20 protein-coding genes, 1 tRNA gene and 1 pseudogene are annotated in these 21061 nt (G+C 41.4%); 11 read left to right on the top strand and 11 right to left on the bottom strand.

What is annotated here, in order from left to right; translation table 11 throughout:
* The first annotated feature begins 42 nt into the window (after window positions 1-42).
* On the top strand, window positions 43-1308 hold the full coding sequence (locus FAI41_08850) for an insulinase family protein (protein ID QCE33673.1): 1266 nt from the start codon (window positions 43-45) through the stop codon (window positions 1306-1308).
* Window positions 1309-1350: 42 nt separating this feature from the next.
* On the opposite strand, the gene FAI41_08845 is transcribed toward FAI41_08850, so the two are convergent.
* The 6 genes from FAI41_08845 to FAI41_08820 form a co-directional block, all read right to left on the bottom strand.
* Window positions 1351-2004 (bottom strand): class I SAM-dependent methyltransferase, encoded by a 654-nt coding sequence (locus FAI41_08845; GenBank protein QCE33672.1) that lies wholly within the window; start codon window positions 2002-2004, stop codon window positions 1351-1353.
* Window positions 2005-2398: 394 nt separating this feature from the next.
* On the bottom strand, window positions 2399-3370 hold the full coding sequence (gene gshB / locus FAI41_08840; protein ID QCE33671.1) for a glutathione synthase: 972 nt from the start codon (window positions 3368-3370) through the stop codon (window positions 2399-2401).
* Window positions 3367-3876, bottom strand: coding sequence for a transcription elongation factor GreB (greB, locus tag FAI41_08835; GenBank protein QCE33670.1), 510 nt, complete (start codon window positions 3874-3876; stop codon window positions 3367-3369). Before greB ends, gshB begins: the two co-directional genes overlap by 4 nt.
* The gene (uvrB, locus tag FAI41_08830) at window positions 3877-5997 is read right to left on the bottom strand and encodes an excinuclease ABC subunit UvrB (GenBank protein QCE33669.1); all 2121 of its coding nucleotides are present in this window, start codon (window positions 5995-5997) and stop codon (window positions 3877-3879) included. It abuts the gene before it with no gap.
* Window positions 5994-7397 (bottom strand): AarF/ABC1/UbiB kinase family protein, encoded by a 1404-nt coding sequence (locus FAI41_08825; GenBank protein ID QCE33668.1) that lies wholly within the window; start codon window positions 7395-7397, stop codon window positions 5994-5996. Before FAI41_08825 ends, uvrB begins: the two co-directional genes overlap by 4 nt.
* Entirely contained in the window at window positions 7390-9210 is a 1821-nt protein-coding gene (locus FAI41_08820) for a M3 family oligoendopeptidase (protein QCE33667.1), read from the bottom strand. Before FAI41_08820 ends, FAI41_08825 begins: the two co-directional genes overlap by 8 nt.
* A 171-nt stretch (window positions 9211-9381) precedes the next feature.
* On the opposite strand from FAI41_08820, the gene FAI41_08815 reads away from it, so the two are divergent.
* The 10 genes from FAI41_08815 (at window position 9382) to FAI41_08770 (ending at window position 17128) form a co-directional block, all read left to right on the top strand.
* Window positions 9382-9468, top strand: a tRNA-Leu gene (locus FAI41_08815).
* 65 nt (window positions 9469-9533) lie between these two features.
* Entirely contained in the window at window positions 9534-10181 is a 648-nt protein-coding gene (locus FAI41_08810; GenBank protein ID QCE33666.1) for a ribonuclease D, read from the top strand.
* A gap of 17 nt (window positions 10182-10198) precedes the next feature.
* Window positions 10199-10807 (top strand): SIS domain-containing protein, encoded by a 609-nt coding sequence (locus FAI41_08805; protein ID QCE33665.1) that lies wholly within the window; start codon window positions 10199-10201, stop codon window positions 10805-10807.
* 174 nt (window positions 10808-10981) lie between these two features.
* Window positions 10982-11752 (top strand): LPS export ABC transporter periplasmic protein LptC, encoded by a 771-nt coding sequence (locus tag FAI41_08800; protein QCE33664.1) that lies wholly within the window; start codon window positions 10982-10984, stop codon window positions 11750-11752.
* Window positions 11753-11895: 143 nt separating this feature from the next.
* Window positions 11896-12645 (top strand): hypothetical protein, encoded by a 750-nt coding sequence (locus FAI41_08795; GenBank protein QCE33843.1) that lies wholly within the window; start codon window positions 11896-11898, stop codon window positions 12643-12645.
* Window positions 12635-13390, top strand: coding sequence for an LPS export ABC transporter ATP-binding protein (gene lptB, locus FAI41_08790; GenBank protein ID QCE33842.1), 756 nt, complete (start codon window positions 12635-12637; stop codon window positions 13388-13390). Before FAI41_08795 ends, lptB begins: the two co-directional genes overlap by 11 nt.
* A 58-nt stretch (window positions 13391-13448) precedes the next feature.
* On the top strand, window positions 13449-13997 hold the full coding sequence (locus tag FAI41_08785) for a peptide deformylase (protein QCE33663.1): 549 nt from the start codon (window positions 13449-13451) through the stop codon (window positions 13995-13997).
* A 3-nt stretch (window positions 13998-14000) separates the two neighbouring features.
* The gene (locus FAI41_08780) at window positions 14001-14927 is read left to right on the top strand and encodes a methionyl-tRNA formyltransferase (protein ID QCE33662.1); all 927 of its coding nucleotides are present in this window, start codon (window positions 14001-14003) and stop codon (window positions 14925-14927) included.
* Entirely contained in the window at window positions 14924-15712 is a 789-nt protein-coding gene (truA, locus tag FAI41_08775) for a tRNA pseudouridine(38-40) synthase TruA (protein ID QCE33661.1), read from the top strand. Before FAI41_08780 ends, truA begins: the two co-directional genes overlap by 4 nt.
* A 249-nt stretch (window positions 15713-15961) precedes the next feature.
* Window positions 15962-17128: an MFS transporter gene (locus FAI41_08770; GenBank protein QCE33660.1), complete on the top strand. Its 1167-nt coding sequence runs from the start codon at window positions 15962-15964 to the stop codon at window positions 17126-17128.
* Here the strand turns inward: FAI41_08770 and FAI41_08765 are convergent.
* The 5 genes and pseudogenes from FAI41_08765 to FAI41_08745 form a co-directional block, all read right to left on the bottom strand.
* Window positions 17125-17454: a multidrug efflux SMR transporter gene (locus FAI41_08765; protein ID QCE33841.1), complete on the bottom strand. Its 330-nt coding sequence runs from the start codon at window positions 17452-17454 to the stop codon at window positions 17125-17127. The two genes, FAI41_08770 and FAI41_08765, sit on opposite strands and share 4 nt — an antisense overlap.
* A gap of 11 nt (window positions 17455-17465) precedes the next feature.
* Window positions 17466-18590, bottom strand: coding sequence for a succinyl-diaminopimelate desuccinylase (gene dapE, locus FAI41_08760; GenBank protein QCE33840.1), 1125 nt, complete (start codon window positions 18588-18590; stop codon window positions 17466-17468).
* A 56-nt stretch (window positions 18591-18646) separates the two neighbouring features.
* A complete protein-coding gene (gene dapD, locus FAI41_08755; protein QCE33659.1) occupies window positions 18647-19480 on the bottom strand; it encodes a 2,3,4,5-tetrahydropyridine-2,6-dicarboxylate N-succinyltransferase in 834 nt (277 codons plus the stop codon).
* Between the two features lie 2 nt (window positions 19481-19482).
* A complete protein-coding gene (argB, locus tag FAI41_08750) occupies window positions 19483-20325 on the bottom strand; it encodes an acetylglutamate kinase (protein ID QCE33658.1) in 843 nt (280 codons plus the stop codon).
* 37 nt (window positions 20326-20362) lie between these two features.
* A pseudogene (locus tag FAI41_08745) lies at window positions 20363-21036 on the bottom strand (YihA family ribosome biogenesis GTP-binding protein).
* Window positions 21037-21061: the final 25 nt, after the last annotated feature.

The raw sequence follows: 21061 nt of genomic DNA, 5'->3' as shown, positions 1-21061 counted from the left end.
CTCTTTTTCCTTTTGATTTTTAAAAACGGGTATCCCTTATCTATGTCCACTCCTCCCAAGATCTCAACATTACCAAATGGCCTTACGATTGTTTCTGAAACAATGAAAAACGTTGAAACGGTCTCTTTCGGCGCTTACGTCAATACGGGCGCACGTAATGAATCTGCTGAGATTAATGGCGCAGCGCATTTTCTAGAACATATGGCGTTTAAGGGAACAAAAAAACGTACTGCTCTTGAAATTTCAGAAACAATCGAAAATGTCGGCGGATATATCAATGCCTATACAGCACGTGAAACAACCGCATACTATGTTAAACTTCTAAAAGAAGATCTTGCTTTAGGCGCTGATCTGATTGGGGATGTGCTTACCCACAGTCTCTTCGCAGAGATGGAAATTGAAAAAGAACGCAAGGTGATCTTACAAGAAATTCACCAGTCTCACGATGCACCGGATGATATTGTTCATGATATTTTCCAGCAAACTGCTTTTCCAAACCAGCCCATTGGACGCCCTATTCTAGGAACCACCTCTAGCGTTCAAAATATGAGTCGTGAAAATCTAATCCATTATATGGGATCACATTACTCTGCAAAAAATATCACAATTGCCGCCGCTGGGAACTTAGATCACGATCATCTTGTTTCCACTGTGCAAAAATCTTTTGCAGATTTGCATTCAAACGCTGCCCCAAAAAGCCTAGCGGCAAAATATATAGGCGGAAGAGACCATATTGAACGTGATTTGGATCAAATGCACCTTGTTTTAGGATTTGAAGCACCCAATTATCACGATGATGATTTTGATGCAGCTGCAACCTTATCGGTTATTTTAGGTGGTGGCATGTCCTCTCGTTTATTCCAAGAGGTTCGTGAAAAACGTGGACTTGTTTATACAATTTATAGTTTTCTGCACGCTTTTTCAGATAGTGGCATTTTTGGAATTTATGCTGGAACCAGTGCTGATGAAACGAAAGAACTTCTCCCTGTCATTCAAGAGGAACTCCATAAAACTCTTAAAAAAATCACTGAAGAAGAGCTAAAAAGAGCAAAATCACAACATAAAGCTTCCCTCCTTATGTCCATGGAAAGCACAAATAATCGTTGTAGCCGTCTCGCACGACAAATGCAGCTCTGGGGACGCATTATTCCATTAGAAGAAAGAATTCAAAAAATTGAAAACCTCACTTGCGGTGATATTCTTCAAAGTGCCCAGAAAATTTTCTCAACGCCAAAGACAATCAGCTCTATTGGCAAAATGAAACACGAACAATCTTTTGAGGATTTCAAAAAAGAAAATTTTCTTTAAAAATAAAAAGAGCCCCTCCAATTTTGAGGGGCTCTTTTTTTATCAGGATTTTTCGTTTTTCAAAATAGCGAGAGAGAATAATCCAAAAGGCGGAACGGAACTAAAATGTACTTTTGGAAGAACCTCTTGAGGGAAAAGCTTCTCAATGGGGAAATCCGGGTGCCAGCCTAAAGCTCTCGAAGCCCGTGCTAGTTTTTTCTCTGCGAATAAACGCAAACCATTTCGTGCATTAAAATGATTGATAAAAAGAATATATCCATTGGGACGAACCACTCTGGTGAGTTCTTTAAAAAGCTTATCTGGATTTGGAACAACAGAAGCAACAAACATCCCAACCGCAATATCAAAACTATTATCAGGGAAATCTGTATGTTCGGCATCTATCTCCTTAATCTCAAAAATATTGGTGAGATTAAGACGATCCACTCTTGCTCTGGCTTTTTCTAGCATATGGGATGAAAGATCAATGCCAGTGACATTTTTTTCAAGGTTATAATGCGGTAAAGCTAAACCCGTACCGACCCCGACCTCTAAAACATCTGTTCCTGGAAGGGAATTTACAGCTTTGATTGCACGACGGCGTGCTGGCCCTGAAACGCTTCCGAAAACAATATCATATACTTTTGCCCAACGTTCATAAGCATCCTTTACACCTTTTTCATCTAAAAAAAATGTCTTGCCTTTTTTATCACTCATTTGACGTCACATTCCCTAATTTGTTGCTTGTCATCCTCTTTAATAAGATCTCAGACAAAACGCCCTTGCATTAAAAGGGCACATTCTGGCACAAAATTATCAACAACTTTTTAAAAGAAAAAATATGTTCTGGCTGAATCTTCTCTTCTGCATTATCGCGATCTTCTTCTGGCTTAGTCTTATACTTTTACAGTTTAAGAACTCAATTCACGTATGGTTTCTTTGCGTTTTCCACAAACCCCCGGAAATTCCTAAAAGCCAAGAATTAGGTTTTACCCATATATTTCCTAAGCATGACAGAAAATCCTTATCAAAGGATTCTAAGGAGCATAATTAAAACACAGAGACGTTCCCTTATACATAAGAATCCCATCTCTGTGAAAAAATATCTTCCTTATTTCAACTTCTTTAGAATTGAATCCCAAATTTTACCTGCAATGTTCGTATCATCAAAGCGGCTCATTTCTCTCACCCCCGTCGGCGAAGTCACATTAATTTCTGTTAACCAATCCCCGATGACATCAATGCCCGTTAATAACAATCCCTCTTGACGCAAAAAGGGCTTTAAACGTTCACAAATTTCCAATTCTCTTGAAGTCAGCTTAGAGGATTCCGCACGCCCTCCGACATGCAAATTTGAACGATCTGACCCTTCTGCCGGAATACGGTTTATCGCCCCGACAACCTCGCCATCCACCAAAATAATACGTTTATCGCCCTTACGCACCGCAGATTCATAACGCTGTAGAATAACCGGCTCTTTTGAGAGAGAAAAAAACATTTCCAAAAGAGAAGCAAAATTTCCATCTTCGGAACGAACACGAAAAATACCCGCACCCCCATTACCATAAAGCGGCTTGAGGATAATATCTTGCCACTCTTCCCTAAAAGCCTGAATTGCCTCAAGATTTCGTGAAATCAATGTCGGTGGAAAAAGTCCCGGAAAACGTAAGGGCGCTAATTTCTCAGGCGCATTAATAATACCAGAAGGTTTATTAAGAATTAAAGGTCCACTTTCCTGTGAATCCAATACATCAAGTAAATAGGCGGCTGTTAAATAAGACATATCAAAAGGCGGATCTTGGCGCACAAGGATAACATCCATTTTTTTGAGATCTAAAACTTCCCAAGCCCCGAAATCAACAAAATCTTTTTCCTGATCCCTCAAAGAAACTTTGCGTGCCTTTGCTTCAAATAAGGGGGCACCTGTTTCTTTCTCTGTTTTTAAAATCAAATCAAGCGGTGAATAAGTATAGATTTCCATTCCACGTGCTTGTGCCTCTAACATCAGCGCAAAAGTTGTATCCCCTTTGGTTTGAATATGCTCCACAGGATCCATTTGAACAGCAATTTTTAACGGCTTCATAAGCTCTCCTCTGTTTCTGGATAGGTGATCTCCAGAATCTCTACAAATTTATCCCCTTCAGGACTTTTAATAATTCTTTCATCCCCGACAGAAGCGCCTAAAATAGCTCTCGCCAAAGGTGATACAATACTGACTTCAGACCTTTCCATCTGCGCCTCATCAACCCCAAGAATGGTAAAAGAGTTTGTAATATCATCCTCATTTACCACTTTTACGGTTGCACCGAAAAAAACACGGTGACGTGTTTTTTGATCTTCCGGTTTAACAATAAGTGCATTCTCCAAACGTTTAGCTAAAAAACGCATACGACGATCAATTTGACGCAACCTCTGACGCCCATATTGATAATCGGCATTTTCCGAACGATCTCCATTTCCGGCCGCCCACGAAACAATTTCAACAATTTTAGGACGCTCTACGAGTCTTAATTGATCTAGCTCTGCGCGGAAACGGGCAGCGCCTTTTTCCGATAAATATTTTCGAATAGAAAGATTAATTTCTGCCATTTAGTGCGATCTGCTTTTCTGACGATTACGTGCTTTTTTCTGTGGCATCAATGCCGTATTTGAAGGCGGAAGAATTACCCCTAACTCCTCTGCTTCCAAACGCCGAATCTGATCTCTGAGAGACGCTGCCTCTTCAAACTCTAAAGAAGCAGCAGCCTCTCTCATTTTTACTTTTAACTCTGCGATGGAAAGTTTTTTCTTGTTAGGCGTTTCAAGACTCTCTCCTTTTTCCGCATCTACATCTGAAAAAAGATCTGTTCTAATTTTACTCTGAGCAGAACGTGGCGTAATGCCATGTTTTTTGTTCCACTCAATTTGAAGCTGACGGCGTCGGTCTGTTTCCTCAATCGCATATTTCAAAGAACCTGTTAAACGGTCAGCATAAAGCAAAACACGTCCATCAATATGCCGAGCCGCACGTCCAATCGTTTGAATCAAAGAAGTGCGTGAGCGTAAAAACCCCTCTTTATCCGCATCCAAAATTGCCACCAGAGCACATTCTGGAATATCTAAACCTTCCCGTAAAAGATTGATCCCAATCAGAACATCAAAGACACCTAGGCGAAGATCTCGAATAATTTCCACACGCTCCAGCGTATCAATATCCGAATGAAGGTAACGTACACGAATTTGAGCCTCAGAAAGATATTCTGTTAAATCTTCTGCCATTTTTTTTGTTAAAGTGGTTACGAGAATGCGGCCGTTTTTTTCAACCGTTTTTTTGATCTCATGCAAAAGATCATCAACTTGCCCCTCAACAGGTCTCACTTCGGTAATCGGATCTACCAATCCTGTTGGACGGATAATTTGTTCTGTAAAAACACCTTCCGTTTGATCCATTTCCCACTGACCAGGGGTTGCAGAAACAAATAAAGTTTGCGGCCGAAAAGCATCCCATTCAGAAAAAGAAAGCGGCCGATTATCCATGCAGGAAGGTAAACGGAAACCAAAATTCGATAATGTTTGCTTCCGGGCGTTATCCCCCCTTTCCATTCCACCGATCTGAGGAACGCCCACATGGCTTTCATCAACAATTAAAAGCGCATCTTCTGGCAAATATTCAAAAAGTGTCGGTGGCGGATCACCTGCCCTGCGTCCAGATAAATAACGGGAGTAATTTTCAATGCCTTTGCAAACCCCTGCGGTTTCGAGCATCTCCAAATCAAATTGCGTCCGTTCCGAAAGACGTTGCGCCTCTAAGAGCTTATTTTCATTTTTAAGCTCTATGAGACGAGTTTCTAACTCCTCTGATATAAATTTCATCGCCTGATTGAGTGTCGGACGTGGCGTAATATAATGAGAGTTCGCATAAATCCGAACCTCCTCATGCGCACCTGTTTTAGCACCCGTTAAGGGATCAAATTCCTCAATCGTTTCAACTTCGTCGCCAAAAAAGCTGACCCGCCAAGCCCTGTCCTCATTCTGAACAGGAAAAATATCAATTTGATCCCCACGAACACGGAAACAGCCACGTTCAAAAGCATGGTCGTTACGTTGATATTGTAATTCAACTAAAGAACGAATGAGACTATCCCGATCAAACTCCTCTCCTGACTTAACGAGAACAGTCATAGCCGCATAGGCTTCTGGGCCGCCAATACCGTAAATACAAGAAACAGAAGCAACGATAATCACATCATTACGTTCTAATAAAGCTTGTGTTGCCGCATGGCGCATCCGATCAATACGCTCATTTCTTTGACTATCTTTTTCAATATAAGTATCTGAACGCGCAACATAGGCTTCAGGCTGATAATAGTCGTAATAAGAAACAAAATATTCTACCGCATTTTCAGGAAAAAATTTTCTCATTTCTTCATAAAGCTGAGCGGCCAAGGTTTTATTCGGCGCCAAGATAATTGCCGGCCGCTGAAGCCTTTCGATGACTTTCGCCATCGTAAAGGTTTTTCCTGAGCCTGTTACCCCTAAAAGAACATGATTTTTTTCTTCTGTTTTTAGACCTTTAACAAGATTCTCAATTGCCGCTGGCTGATCTCCAGCGGGTTCATAGTCAGAATGAACCTTAAATAACCTTGTTTTAGGCTTAATTTTCTGCGGTTGCGGAAAAAAATCTGTTTGCCTTGGTGCTATCGGTTTCTTTTTTTTTCTTGTCGCTTTCATGAATGAAATACGACCTCATCACCTTGTATTTTCAATCCTGCTGATTGCAAGATCTCCTGCTGCGCATTTGCAAGATTTTCCATCGAAAACAAAGCAATCTCCTCTTCAAAAAGTGCTTTCCAATTAATGGATGCCCCTAACCTTAAAAAAGCGCCCCCCAGACCTAAGGCAGAACGATCTAACAGGACAAATTCTTGTGGCAAGGTCACGCCACCGCCCTTTTTGAGCGTTGCATAAACATTTTCCAAAACCTCATGCGCTGCTTCAGAATTATTCGTTTTTTCAAGAGAATGTTCTCCCTCAATCAAGAAAGGACGAAAAAAGAAAGAACTCCATAAATTCAAAGCCTCAAAAATATCATCGTTTACTTCTTTAAATCCCCACATTTCATAAGCTTTGCGCTGTTTAAGGGGATCTTGCTCTTTCATCGCTTGATAAAGCTGCACAACGCCCTGAACAAATTTTGCAGGGAAAACACGAATGCTTCCAAGGTCAAATAAATTAACGTCCCCATTCTCTCTTACACCGTAATTTCCAGAATGTGGATCTCCATGCAAAAAGCCGAAACTATAGAAGGGAAGGTACCAAGCCTTAAAAAGCGTTCTGGCAACTTTATTACGTTCCTCTTGTGAGGGGTTTTTAGAAAGAAAATCTGAAAAACTTATCCCTTCCAGCCATTCCATCACCAAAAGACGATGCGTAGAAATACGTTTCGCCGGCCTTGGTACATGAATTTCCGGGATGGATTTTAAAATATTGCCAAAAATAGAAAGATTAGCGACTTCTCTCCGGTAATCTAGCTCTTCTCTCAGACGATCTGAAAGCTCCTTAAAAACACGGTCTTGTTTAATCGCACCATCAAAAAAAGAATAAACACCAAAGAGGGCTTTTAACTGTAATAAATCCGATTCAATGGATTTCTCCATTCCCGGATACTGGAGCTTACAGGCAACCTTATATCCATTAGAAAGAAAAGCCTTATGAACCTGCCCTAAAGACGCAGCATTACAGGCTTTCTTATCAAAAGAATTAAAATATCTTTCCCAATCTTGTCCGAGTTCATTGCGCATGCGGCGTTGGACAAAACTCCACCCCATTGCTGGCGCCTGCATCTGCAGCTCAGAAAGTTCCGCAATATAATCCTCTGGCAAAAGCCCAGGAATAGATGCCATAAGCTGAGCCACCTTTACCAAGGGACCACGCAAATTTCCTAAAGCAGCCTTAAGCTTCTCTGCATCTTGACGAACAGAGCCAGTCTGAACAGAAGAAGGAGAAAATTTACGCCATGTGGCTCTAGCAACGGCGCCACCGACAACTGTTCCTGATTTCACCATTCTTCGTGCATTATGCAAAAGATTTGGGTGGTCAAGAGAACGTTCTTCAAAAGATTTTTCAGACATCGTCTTTTTCCAACTGGTTGATCAATTTTTGAATTTCTTCCAGACCATGTTGCCAGAAAGAGGGATCTTCCGGATTAAAGTCAAAAGTTGCCAATAAATCTCGGTAATCTTTTGACCCGCCAGCACTCAGTAACGCCATATATTTAGAAACAAAACCTTCTGGCTGATTTTGATAAAGTGAGAAAAGTGCATTTACCAGACAATCGCCGAAAGCATAGGCATAGACATAAAATGGCGCATGAATAAAATGCGGCACATAAGACCAGAAATAGGCATAATTCCCTTCCAGCTTAATCGCATCTCCCAAACTTTCATGCTGAATTTCACGCCAAAGCTCACCGAAACGCTCTGCTGGAATCTCTCCCTTTTGGCGCTCTTCATGGATGGCTTTTTCAAAACGATAAAAGGCCATCTGCCGCACAACAGTGTTGAGCATATCTTCCACCTTTCCGATGATAAGAATGCGGCGTTCCTCTTTCGTTTTGGCCTGTTTTAACAAATATTTAAACGTTAGCATTTCCCCAAAAACAGAAGCGGTTTCTGCCAATGGCAAAGGTGTTGAGGCCTTCAAATATCCCTGTGTTTCCCCTGCTAAAAGCTGATGAATACCGTGCCCAACCTCATGTGCTAAGGTTGAAACGTCACGTGCCTTCCCTTGGAAATTTGTTAAGATATAAGGATGCACCGCAGGCGTAACAGGGTGCGCAAAGGCACCTCCTGACTTTCCGGGAACGGCCTTGGCATCAATCCAAGCATTATCAAAAAAGCGCCGAGCATATTTTCCCATTTTAGGATCAAATTCCGTATAAGCGGCGCAGACAATTTCAACCGCCTCTTCCCATGTAAAGCGTTTGGTATCTTCTTGAGAAACCGGTGCGTTACGATCCCAATAATCCAGATAATCTTGCCCTAGCCATTTAGCTTTTAAACGATAATAGCGATGAGAAAGAAGAGATTGTTTCTCTTGAACAGCCGCATCTAAAGCGTCAACAACTTCACCGGAAACCCGATTTGCCAAATGTCGGGAAGATTGCGGAGTCTCATACCCACGAAGACGATCCTCTGCACCTTTTGCCTGTAATAAATTGTTCATAATGCGGGTAAAAAGAGAAGATTTCTCTTTTAATAAATTCCCAACAGCTTCCGAAGCTTCCTTTCTGACTGTTTGCTTCTGATCCGTTGTCCGAGAAAGCGCTTCAGTTAAAGAAATTTCCTCACCATTAAGCGTAAGGGTTAATTCTGCCATTGTTTCATCAAAAAAACGCACCCAAGCAGCACGTCCGCTTAAAGAAGTCTCCATAAGGGCAAGCTCTGCCTCTGCTGAAAGCTGATAAGGCTTAAACTTCCGTATTCCCTCTAAAAAGAATTTCCAACTTTCTAAAGAAGAATCTGAAGACCATTCTTCAAATTTCTTATCCTCAACAGCAATGGTTTCCAAAGAAAAGAAAAGAAGATTACGAGAGATTTCAGTCATTTTCTCCCGAATATTTTGAACCTGACGTCCAATTTTCGGATCATTTGTATTGGCGGCAAAAGCAAGATGCGAAAAAGCAGAAATTTTTCCTGAAAGCTCTTCAATCTGCTCATATTCTTGTATCAGCGCTAGAAAGGATCTTGCAGAAAGCATTGCAACCTTTCCCTGATATTGCTCTTGAAATTTTTTAGAATGCGCCAAACAAGCTTCTAAATCATGCTTTAAATTCGAATCCTCAAAATTTTGATAAAGGTCTGACAGATCCCACCTAGGGGCCTTCACAGCTTCAGAAACGACTGCTTTTGTCTCATCTTGCGTATTAAAGACCGTTTGTCTCATTTGAATATCCATTTTAAAGCCATAATCCAGTTTTCTATAAAATCTAATGACGAGAGTAATTCAATAAAAAGCGCTTTTCTAGAAAAAACTCCCGTTGACGAAAGCCATAATGACTTATAATAAAAAGACTTACTATCCTAAAGGAAAAGCTTTAAGATAGGCTATATATTAGCCCAGATGGCGGAATTGGTAGACGCGCAGGCTTCAGGTGCCTGTGTCCTTCTGGACGTGGAAGTTCGAGTCTTCTTCTGGGCACCATAGTCTTTTGCGAAAGACGATATTTCAAACAGAATTCCCTAAAAATAATAACGGGACGATTAATTATGAAAACGCCCGAATCTTCCATACATTTTTATAAAAACGATCTTCCAGATGACCTCCATCTTGGAAACTCTGTTGCCATTGATACAGAAACAATGGGACTTAATCTGCACAGAGATCGTCTTTGTTTAGTGCAAATCTCACCAGGAGATGGAAGTGCGCACCTTGTTCAACTTCTACCTGAATCGCTTGGCGGAAATGGGTATCATGCCCCCAATCTAAAGCGCCTTCTTTCAGATCCGAATGTTACAAAAATCATGCATTTTGCACGCTTCGATCTTGCCGCAATCTGGCAATATCTTGGTGTTGTTGCTGCCCCTGTTGTCTGTACAAAAATCGCTGCAAGACTAACAAGAACCTTTACTGACCGTCATGGCTTAGCTGCTTTGTGCCGAGATCTCCTTGGTATTGAACTCTCCAAACAGCAGCAAACTTCTGACTGGGGAAATCCTGACCTCAGTTCAGAACAGTTACATTATGCCGCTTCGGACGTTCTCTATCTCCATAAGCTATGGAAAGAGTTAGAATCTCTTCTCATTCGGGAGGATCGACTCTCCTTGGCGCAAGAATGTTTTTCATTCCTGCCTACACGTGCCAAATTGGATTTAATGGGTTACGATCAATCTGATATTTTCTCTCACCGAGCCTAAATAAATACGGTCACTCAATGCCTGACACGATACTTAATGCTTTTGAACGCTCTTTATATCTTGAAAAAGAAGCCATTCAAAAGCTGTGTCTTCTCTGCTCAAAAGATCAGCTCTTTCGTCAATCTATTCTTGATCTTGTTATTCACCTCAATAACATTCCCAATCATATTGTTTTTTCTGGTGTCGGAAAATCCGGATATGTTGCGAGACTTATTCAATCCGGATTTTCTTCTGTAGGTATTCCCTCTTTTTTCCTTCATCCCACAGAAGCTGCACATGGGGAGCTTGGAACTTTGAAGAAAGATAATTTCCTATTGCTCCTATCTAAATCCGGGAATACGGCTGAATTACAGACAATGATTGAATATGCGAAATCACGCTCTATTCGGACAGGCATTATTACAACCACAAAGAAATCCCCTTTAGCTCAAATGAGCGACATCGTTATCGAAATGCCTATTTCAACTGAATCAGGTCTTTTTGGAATGTCTCCGACAACAAGTTCTCTTTTATTTTTAGCCCTTGGAAATGCACTAGCAACCTCCATTGCAGAATTAAAAAAAGTAAAAAAAGAGAATTTTTTAGAAAGTCATCCCGCTGGTGCTATTGGGAAAATTTCGCTTTAAAATGCCTGAAATAATCCTAAAAACTTCCTTCTTAAAAGATCCATTTTTGAAAAAAAATCACATATTTTTTCAAAAAAACTTAAAAAATTTTAAGGAAGTTAAAGCCCATGATATTATACTTCGATTACCGACAGTTTTGGGTTTTAAAATAACAATGGGTGCGAATTCTAAACGGTGACAGACGAAACGCATATTTCTCAAACTTCAGATGAATCTCCTTCTCGAAATACCTCTCAAATTCAAAGGGAGGATTTTAATACTTCGAACCGAGAGAAAAGAAGAAAAGAGTTAGAACACCTTCAGGAAGAAAGCCGTTCAAAAAGAAAATTACCGACACCAGAAGAAATTGAACGCCATCAAAAGAAAATCTTAATTGCTAAATGGGCCTTACCTGCCATTGCTTTCACGCTTTTAATTTCTATTATTCTTTGGCCAGAAATTTCGCATCTTGTTCATGAAAACAGAGTGATTAAGTCTCATATTACCCATAGAGGCCCTGAAAGTAGCAATATGGAACAGGCCGTCTATCGGGGGGTTGATTCCCATAACCGCTCTTATATGATTACCTCTATTACCGCCCGACAGATTGGCGCTGAAAGAATTGATATGGATCATCCCATTGCAGATATGCATCTTTCTGATGGAAAATGGATTGAAGTAAGGGCTGATCGAGGCACATTTATGCAAGATCGAGGGCTTCTAGATCTTGATGGGCATGTCTATCTTTACCGTAGTGATGGGCTTTTTATAAATGGCCTATCTACCAGTATTAATCTTAATAAAAATATCATTGCCTCTCCTGATTGGGTACATGCGGAGGGCCCAACAGGAACACAAGATGCTGAAAGCTTTTTTATGGATCAAAACCGTGGTGAAATGCTCTTTATAGGGCCGGGACGCTCTCTCCGAAATCACGATGAAGAAAATACTGAATCACATCCATGAAGCCACTCTTTTCTTTAAAAAAAAATATTCTCTTCTTTTGTATTGGAAGCCTCTTCGCAACACCGTTATCTCTCAAGATGACCCTCGCCGCAGAAGATGAGTCTCACGGCCCAACTGTAAAGCTTTATTGGAAAAAAGAAGAAATTTACGATCGGAACACCCATACTGTCACCCTTACAGGCGGTGCGCGTGGTATTCGTAAAGGTATCACCCTCGATGCAGATACGCTCATCGGTTATCTTCGAAAAAAGGCACCGCTTGATCCTGTAACCAAAATGCCTCTTTCTCAACCTCGTCCAGAAGATCAAGATTCAGATGGAGATCAGGATCTTTATCGTATCGAAGCCATTGGTCATGTTCATATCTTTAACCAAAAAGATCAAGCTTGGGGAGATCATGGAATTTATGACATGGATAAAGGAATTATGCTCTTAACTGGCAAAAAATTACGTGTGGTTTCAGCCAAAGAATTTATTACGGCACGTGATGTCATGGAATATTATCCAGATACCCATATCTCCATTGCCCGTGGCGATGCAACGGTCACAACCAATGAGGGCAAGCGTATTACAGCAGACATTATTAAATCAATTGGTTACTCTGATGAGGAAAAAGCTAAACTTGGCCCTAACCCACCAGATCTTGATCGTGCCTTTGGCTGGGGAGATGTGACCATTCGAACACCGACTCAAACAGCTGTTGGGGATCGCGGAGTTTATTTATTTGGCCCTGAACTTGCGCGACTAATGGGGCATGTCCGTGTAACCCAAGGACAAAATCAAAATAATGGATCTCAAGCAATTGTGAATATGAAAACAGGGATTTCACGAATGCTTCCGGGAGGAAATGATCCCGTCCAAGGCTTAATCGTTCCCAATGAAAATGCGAGCTAAAATGATCGAAAACGATATTCTCAAAACAGGTCTTGTTGCGCACAACATCATCAAATCCTATAAAAAACGACAAGTTGTTAAAGGTGTCTCCTTACACGTGCAAAAAGGTGAAGCCGTTGGATTACTCGGCCCTAATGGTGCTGGAAAAACAACCACTTTCTATATGATTGTCGGCCTTGTGCAAGCGGATCAAGGTATGATTACGCTCGATAATGCGGACATAACACGTCTTCCAATGTATCGTAGAGCCCGTTTAGGCGTTGGCTATTTGCCACAGGAAGCCAGTATTTTTAGAGGATTATCCGTCGAAGAAAATATCATGGTTGCCCTTGAGGTTGTCGAATCAGATCGTGACAAACGCCACATGATGCTTGATAACCTCTTAGAAGAATTTGGGATTACACGCTTGCGCAAATCCTCCTCCATGGCTCTCTCTGGTGGGGAACGTCGAAGACTTGAAATCGCCAGAGCACTTGCGAGCCAACCGGATTATATTCTCCTCGATGAACCCTTTGCAGGTATTGACCCGATTGCCGTTAGTGAAATCCGTGAACTTGTTATCCATCTCAAAGACCGTAATATCGGTGTGCTTATTACAGACCATAACGTGCGTGAAACTTTAGGGGCGATTGATCGCGCTTACATTCTCTATAGCGGTCAGGTTTTAACGGAAGGTACCCCCGAACGTATCGTTGAAAATGATGACGTGCGACGAGTCTATCTCGGCGAAAACTTCTCGCTATAATGTCTCTTTTAAAAGAACACTCGTCAATCCTGCTCTTTGTCTGATATACTCCTCCATTATGCTTAAATCTCTACTTAAAAATCTTGATAAAAGTAAATTGCTTCCTATCCTTATTCCCCCCCATCCTATTTTGCATAAACGTGCAGAAGAGGTGCTTCCCAAGGATATGGAAGAAATTAAAAAAATTATCCCTGCAATGTTTAAAACCATGTACGATGCACCGGGCATTGGCTTGGCAGCACCGCAAATCGGCATTTCAAAAAGATTCTATATTATGGATCTAAGCCGTGACGAAGAAGCGCCTGATCCTAAAGTTTTAATCAATCCTGAAATTATTGAGAAAAGCGAAAAGCTTTCCTCACGGGAAGAAGGCTGTCTTTCTCTTCCCCAGCAATTTGCTGAAATTATTCGTCCTGAAAAGGTTAAAATCCGCTACCAAGATCTTAATGGAAATATTATTGAGGAAGAGGGAGAAGACCTCAAAGCGGCCTGTTTTCAGCATGAACTTGACCATTTAAATGGTGTCCTCTTTGTGGATCATCTTTCAAATTTGAAAAAAGGTCGAATTCTTAAAAAGCTTATTAAAGAACAGCGGAAAAAAGGATAAAATATGCGCCTTATTTTTATGGGCTCTCCAGAATTTTCTGTTCCTGCGCTTAACGCTCTCATTGAATCAGGACACGAAGTGGTAGCTGTCTATACCCAGCCCCCTCGCCCAACAGGACGTGGCAATAAAATTACCAAGCAACCTGTTCATCTCGCCGCCGAAAAAGCTGGGATTGAAGTCCGTTGCCCAGAGCGCCTTCGAAAACGACCTGAAATTCTTAAAGAACTTCAAGAGCTTAAGGCCGATTTAGCTGTCGTTTGCGCCTATGGTCTCTTATTACCGCAAGAAGTACTTGATGCGCCACGTTTAGGCTGTATCAATATTCACGCAAGCATCTTACCACGCTGGAGAGGCGCCTCTCCTATTCAGGCAGCGATTGCGGCTGGTGACAAAGAAACCGGTGTCACTCTCATGCAAATGGATGCAGGGCTTGATACTGGAGATATTTTAGAAATTTCCAGACTGCCTATCCTTCCAGAAGATACCGCAGAAACGCTTTCCGCTCGCCTCTCACACCTCGGCGCAGAACGAATCAAACATTTATTACAGAATCCTCTTCCCTCTCCTACTCCCCAGCCAACAGAAGGTGTCACCACCGTTGGCCGCTTAAAACGGGAAGATGCTCAAATTGACTGGCATCAATCAGCACAAGAAATTGAAAATAAATTTCGAGCCTATCAGCCTTGGCCCGGAAGCTTTACATATTTAAACGGCGAAAAACTTAAAATCGGTGATTTAAAAATTGTAAAAACACCAATTCAGCACTCTACAAAACCGGGATTAATTATTGCACCTGACCTGACAGTTGCAACTGGAAACGGGTTCGTTTCCATTGAAAAAATCCAAAAGCCCGGACGTAAAATGGTCAGCGCCAAGGATTTTCTGAATGGAAACCATCTGGAATCTGACGCCGCTTTTGATTCAAAATGAGAGATGCCTGCCTTCCCGATAAGAAAAGATGGGCGCTTCTCATTGAGTATGACGGTACCAACTATGTTGGCTGGCAACGTCAAAAAACGGATATTGCCGTCCAAGAGCTCTTAGAAGAAGCCGCATCCAAGCTCGTCAAAGGCAAGTATGTGCATTCTGTTGCTTCTGGCAGAACGGATTCTGGTGTTCATGCCTGCGCCATGCCTGTTCATTTGGACTTTCCGGTTGATGCAAAACTTTGTGAGCGTAATGTCATTGATGGGATTAACTATCATCTAAAGCCGCATCGTATCGTTGTCTTAAAGGCAGTTCCTGCTCCCCAAGGATGGCATGCCCGATTTTCTTCTTTATGGCGGCGCTATGAATATCACCTCCTGACACGTCGTGCGCGCCCTGCTCTCATGGAAGGGAAAGTCTGGCATTTCCCTTTCTCTTTAGATGTAAAAGCAATGCAAAATGCGGCACAGCATTTATTGGGTCAGCATGATTTTACAACCTTTAGAGCGAGCGCCTGTCAGGCGCTCAGTCCAATCAAAACATTGGATCAATTAGATATTATTCAAGAAAATGATCTCATTCGTATCATTACGAAATCCAGATCCTTCCTGCACCATCAGGTCAGAAATATGGTAGGCACCTTAACCCTTGTCGGGCGTGGCCAGTGGAGTGAAAATGATTTAATCCGTGCCCTAGAAGCCAAAGACCGCGCCGCTGGCGGACAAACAGCTCCCCCAGAAGGCTTATTCTTTATGGAAGCCGGTTATAAAGAAAATCTTTTTTCCTAAAATTTTTCTCTTTAATCCAAAAAATTTGAATCTTTTAAAAATTTTGATTGCTTATTTTTTAAAGGAAAATAAGCGATGGTCAGCCTTTATCCCATAATCGTTATTTTTTATTCATTATTAAAAAAATGACAATGGATAGTGAAACTATTAAAATAGATATCAATATTTTGAGTAAAAAAGTTGATTTTGTATCTGGCGATAATATGCGCTGCTCTATTACTGGCTTTTTCTTGTAAGTAAACGATATTTATGTTTCCGATTTTATTACGATCTATTCGTAAATATGCTTGGCTGAGAGGGCTTCTCTGTGCCTTAATCTGCAGCTCTATCGGCTCTGGTCTTACTTTTATTATGGTTTTTGGTGCGTTAGCCAAGTTGAAGGCTTCTCCTTCCTCCTTTGCGCTCGCTTTTATTCTCTCTATCTTGCCTGGCTTTTTTGGCAGCATTTTAGGAAAATCTCTTTTAGAAAAAATAGAAGCAAAATATTGCTTTATCCTTGCGGAAGCGATTGGTGCTTTAGGCTTGCTCATTCCTTATTATGGCCTGCATCAAGAATCTGTTTTTATTTTACAGCTTACAGAAACAGCCTCTTCGCTTGCTGCTGGCATTCTTATTCCTTCCCTCAATCATTACAGCAAAACAAAACTTGATCCTCAGGATATTGCTTCAGCCTCTATCATTGATACATTGGTCTTTACCTGTCAGGTTTTATTTGGAATTGGCTTAGGCGCCTTTCTTTACGGCAAAATTGAAAACAGCACTTATTTACTGACTGACCTGTTCAGCTACCTGATTGCGATCTTTTTTCTCTTTTTATTGCCAAAATTAGGCAATCTTTCCAAAGAAAATCCCCCAGTAGAATCGCTTCCTAACTCTCTCTCTTCCCGACAACATGCAAGTCTTTATTTATTGCCAGCCTTAGCGGCAACAAGTGCCGCTGCAATGTCACTTTTGCCGACCTTAATTCATGCTTCTCAAAAAGATCTGTTACTTTTATTATTTTCTAGAAGTTTAGGTCAGCTTATGGGACCTTTTTTAATCAAGGAAGAACGCTATAAAAACCATTCTTCCTTCTTTATTTTCATATGTCTCTTGATTTTCATCGGGTGCTATCTTTGCGTACCACTCACCCAATCATTCCTCATTGCATTGGTCCTTGTTTTTTCAGCCCATATTTTTTCCAATATCGTTTATAGTCTTGGCTGGTACAGCTTATTAACAAACTTCAACCAACAGCAAATTGCTGCAGCCTCTGCTAACAGTTACCAAAAACAAATTTTTGTCAGTGCCATTGTAAGTCTTTTGGCTGGCATTCTTGCCGATAAAATCGGTAGTTCTTTGTCTTTATTTTTATGTTCTTTCATCGGATTATCGCTTTCTGCCATAATTCTTTTTCGTACAAAAAATAGGACTTAGCCTTTAACACCACCACCTGCTGCGGCGAGTAGAGTTCCCAAGAAAATAAAACCAATCCCTGTCCATGCCATCAAGGAAAGATGCTGCTTGAAAATAAGCAGGCCAATAAAGGCAATGGCGATAATCCCTCCACCACACCAGATCGCATAAGCAAGGCCTACGGGGATTGCGACCAAAGCTCTGGCCATACAAAAAAAGCACATGCCATAAAGACAAAGAGCCGACAGAGCAGGCATGATTTTTGAAAAACCTTCGCTTTGATTCATCAAAGAGGTTGCCGTGACTTCAAGGAGAATTGCAACAGATAAATAAATCCACGGCAACATAGAAACGAAACTCACCCGAGAAATTCCTCACAGATTTTTGTTAATTTTTCAATATCTTCAACAGACGTACATTCATTGATCGCATGCATGGTTTCATTCACTAATCCAAGCTCTGCAACCTGCATATATTTAGAAATAAATCTTGCATCTGAAGTGCCGCCGCCTGTTTCACGACGTGGAAAATATCCTGTGACTTTTTCAGCCGCTTTTTCCAGTCTTTGAACATATTCACCCGGTTCTGTAAGAAAAGACTCTCCGCTAATTGAAATTGCCACTTCTGCTTCAGGAAAGGCAGAAATAATCTTATGAATCTGCTCTGAGAGTGACTTTCCTGAATGAAGTTCATTAAAGCGAATGTTAAAACATGCTGAGGCGCTGGCTGGAATAACATTACTTGCCCCCTCCGCTGTTTCTAACGATGTAAACTGTAGAGAAGATGGCTCAAAATAAGCACTCCCCTCATCTAAAATCCAGCTCTGGAATTCATTCAAAATTTTAGAGAGAATTGGAATAGGATTTTTTGCTAAATGTGGATAAGCAACATGCCCTTGTTTACCTTGAACTTTAATAAGCGCATTCAAACTCCCTCTGCGCCCGATTTTCAGCACATCTGCTAATTTTTCAACGCTTGTTGGTTCTGCTAAAAGGCAAAAATCAGGCTTCTCTCCCTGCTTTTCCAGCCATTCTAAGACTTTACAAGTCCCAAAAGTTGCTTTCCCTTCTTCATCGCCTGTCAATAAAAAGGCAATTTTTCCCTCTAAGGGCTTTTTTTCAAGATGACGGGCAACAGCCGCAATCATACAAGCAATACCGCCCTTCATATCGACAGCGCCACGCCCCGTAATAACGCCATCGACAATATCACCGGCAAAAGGATCTAGCCGCCACCCTTCACCAGCAGGCACAACATCCGTATGGCCTGCAAAACACAAATACTCGCCGCCCTCTTCCCCAATAGAGGCAAAAAGATTAGGTGTTTCTTGTCCCTCAGGGCCAAAAGAAAGATTTTGACAGGAAAAGCCCAGTTTTTCGAGCATTGCCTGCACCAAAGATAATGCGCCGTCATCTGAAGGCGTTACCGATTTGCGGCGTAGTAAATGCTGTAAAATGAAGGTTGGATTTTTCAAATCCTCCAGAGCAAAAAAGTCTGTTTTCCTCTCTAAGCTTTCCACTGCCAAATCTCTTTCAATTCTTAATCACGTAAAAGTTCATTAATACCTGTTTTTGAACGTGTTTGCGCATCAACTCTTTTAACGATGACGGCGCAGGAAAGACCAGGCTTTCCTTTTTCAGATGGCTCACGAAAGCCGGGAACAACAACAGAATAAGGCGGAACTTCTCCACGGAATTCCTCTCCTGTATTGCGATCAATGATTCTTGTCGAGGCGCTTAAGAAAACGCCCATTGCAAGCACCGAACCTTCACGGACGATAACACCCTCTGCGACTTCGGAACGTGCCCCAATAAAACAATTATCTTCAATAATCACAGGTGCTGCTTGTAATGGCTCCAAAACGCCACCAATACCTGCTCCGCCGCTGATATGACAATTCTTGCCAATCTGTGCACAAGAGCCAATCGTTGCCCATGTATCAACCATGGTCCCCTCACCAACACGTGCCCCAACATTGACAAAAGAAGGCATGAGGACAACATTTTTTTCAATATGTGCAGAATAACGCACGACAGAACCTGGGACAGCTCTGAAACCGGCCTTTTTAAAATCTGTTTCCGTCCATCCTGTACATTTTAAGGGTACTTTATCAAAACCAGATGCCCCACCGCACGCCTCTGGAAGAACTTCGTTATGAGAGAGTCTGAAATAAAGAAGAATGGCTTTCTTTAACCATTCATTCACCTGCCATTTTCCATTTATATTGCATTCTGCAACACGAAAGACCCCTTCATCCAAGGATTGGAGAACATGCTGAACAAGCGCCAGCTCCTCTGAATTTTGGCCAGGAATCAAAGAATCTCGGCGTGTCCAAAGTTCTTCTATTTGTGTCGAAAATTTGTTATCTGACATTTTTATTTTTCCATTCCTTCGTGCAAAATAATCGGTCTCTCGTCTATTTGAATAGATGTTCCAATGTTCGTTTCTTTTGAAATAAGTATTTTTCTAAGATTTTCAGGCGAGCGTCCATCTAAGATAATCGCCTCCTCTGCCCCCGCTTTTAAAGCATCCAAGCAGGCCTTTACCTTAGGGTACATCCCGTGACGGATAATTTTTGCCTCATAAAGCTTGACGATTTCAGCCTCATTTAAATGATGTTGTATGATCCCATTTTTATCAAGAACACCAGCAACATCCGTTAAAATAAAAAGACTTGTCTTTAAAGTGGCAGCGATGATTGCGGCAACAGTATCCGCATTGATATTATAATTTTGTCCGGCACTGTCTCTGCCAATAGGCGCAATAACAGGAATAATCCCAGCATTTAAGAGAGTCTTTAAAAGATCCTTGTTGATTTTAAGGGGATGCCCAACAAAACCTAATTCTTGGTTAATCGCTGTTGCCTCAATAAGAGAGGCATCCGTTCCAGAAAGGCCAATCGTGGGAACGCCTTCTGATGTAATTTCTGCAGCAATACGCTTATTAACCAAACCACACAAAACCATTTGTGCGACATCTAAAGATTCTGAAGTTGTTTTTCTAAGGCCATTAATAAAAGTACTCTGAATATCCAAACGCTCTAGCATTTGGGTAATTTCAGGACCTCCACCATGAACGATAATCGGCGCTATATTTTTTTGATATAAGGAAACAATCTGCTTCGAAAAAGAAGCACCGCCCCCCACCATTGCATGCCCACCATATTTAATGACGGCATAACGCATAAACGGGCTTGAAAACGTTTTTTTTTCTCGCATATTTTTCTAGACCCACCACCCTACAATAGAATTGTACCTAAGTTGTTGGTTTCGTAAGTGAAAAAGTCGTTAAGGCAGCTCTTAATTCTTGAATTCCTAAATTTTTCCGACTACTCGTAAAAATATCTCTGGGTTAGCTGCCGGATGCAGGCGTAAAATATTCTCTAAGGTTTCAAGCCCTTTTTGCAAATTAGCAGCGCTTGTATCATCCACTTTTGTCAGAACAACCCGATATGAGATAGCGGCCTTATCTAAAAGCGAAAAAACATCTTTATCACTTTGTTTCACACCGACCCTTGCATCAACCAAAACGATCACCTGCCGTAGTGTTGGACGCCCTTGAAGATACAGAAACATTGTTTTCTGCCAATCTTCTTTGACCGTTTTGGAAGCCTTCGCAAAACCGTAACCCGGCAAATCGACTAAAATAAGCTTTTGACCTAGATTGAAAAAATTCAACTGTTTCGTACGGCCAGGTTCAGAAGACGTACGTGCTAAGCCATTTTGCCCCGTCAGCGCATTAATAATGCTTGATTTTCCGACATTAGATCGACCAACAAAAGCAACTTCAGGAAGAGAAGGCTCAGGCAAATGTTCTAAGACCTGCGCTCCATGAAAAAAAGAACAATCCTGTGCAAAAAGTTTTCTGCCTGCTTCTATTTCTTCAGGAGAAAAACGATCTTCCTCAAGATTTACCTGATTTTTTACCATCTCAAATTTTCCTCTTCCCTTTGTT

The sequence above is a fragment of the Acetobacteraceae bacterium genome (assembly GCA_004843165.1).
Classification (GTDB): domain Bacteria; phylum Pseudomonadota; class Alphaproteobacteria; order Acetobacterales; family Acetobacteraceae.
This window is presented reverse-complemented; position numbering and strand designations above follow the sequence as displayed.

Bases quoted from the DNA above. Each gene is read 5' to 3' on its own strand.
- dapD (QCE33659.1), bottom strand. From the start codon at position 19,480: ATGTCAGATAACAAATTTTCGACACAAATAGAAGAACTTTGGACACGC.
- FAI41_08810 (QCE33666.1), top strand. From the start codon at position 9,534: ATGAAAACGCCCGAATCTTCCATACATTTTTATAAAAACGATCTTCCA.
- FAI41_08765 (QCE33841.1), bottom strand. From the start codon at position 17,454: ATGTTGCCGTGGATTTATTTATCTGTTGCAATTCTCCTTGAAGTCACG.
- lptB (QCE33842.1), top strand. From the start codon at position 12,635: ATGCGAGCTAAAATGATCGAAAACGATATTCTCAAAACAGGTCTTGTT.
- FAI41_08850 (QCE33673.1), top strand. From the start codon at position 43: ATGTCCACTCCTCCCAAGATCTCAACATTACCAAATGGCCTTACGATT.
- FAI41_08785 (QCE33663.1), top strand. From the start codon at position 13,449: ATGCTTAAATCTCTACTTAAAAATCTTGATAAAAGTAAATTGCTTCCT.
- greB (QCE33670.1), bottom strand. From the start codon at position 3,876: ATGGCAGAAATTAATCTTTCTATTCGAAAATATTTATCGGAAAAAGGC.
- FAI41_08780 (QCE33662.1), top strand. From the start codon at position 14,001: ATGCGCCTTATTTTTATGGGCTCTCCAGAATTTTCTGTTCCTGCGCTT.
- truA (QCE33661.1), top strand. From the start codon at position 14,924: ATGAGAGATGCCTGCCTTCCCGATAAGAAAAGATGGGCGCTTCTCATT.
- argB (QCE33658.1), bottom strand. From the start codon at position 20,325: ATGCGAGAAAAAAAAACGTTTTCAAGCCCGTTTATGCGTTATGCCGTC.
- uvrB (QCE33669.1), bottom strand. From the start codon at position 5,997: ATGAAAGCGACAAGAAAAAAAAAGAAACCGATAGCACCAAGGCAAACA.
- FAI41_08820 (QCE33667.1), bottom strand. From the start codon at position 9,210: ATGAGACAAACGGTCTTTAATACGCAAGATGAGACAAAAGCAGTCGTT.
- FAI41_08805 (QCE33665.1), top strand. From the start codon at position 10,199: ATGCCTGACACGATACTTAATGCTTTTGAACGCTCTTTATATCTTGAA.
- gshB (QCE33671.1), bottom strand. From the start codon at position 3,370: ATGAAGCCGTTAAAAATTGCTGTTCAAATGGATCCTGTGGAGCATATT.
- FAI41_08770 (QCE33660.1), top strand. From the start codon at position 15,962: ATGTTTCCGATTTTATTACGATCTATTCGTAAATATGCTTGGCTGAGA.
- FAI41_08825 (QCE33668.1), bottom strand. From the start codon at position 7,397: ATGTCTGAAAAATCTTTTGAAGAACGTTCTCTTGACCACCCAAATCTT.
- FAI41_08845 (QCE33672.1), bottom strand. From the start codon at position 2,004: ATGAGTGATAAAAAAGGCAAGACATTTTTTTTAGATGAAAAAGGTGTA.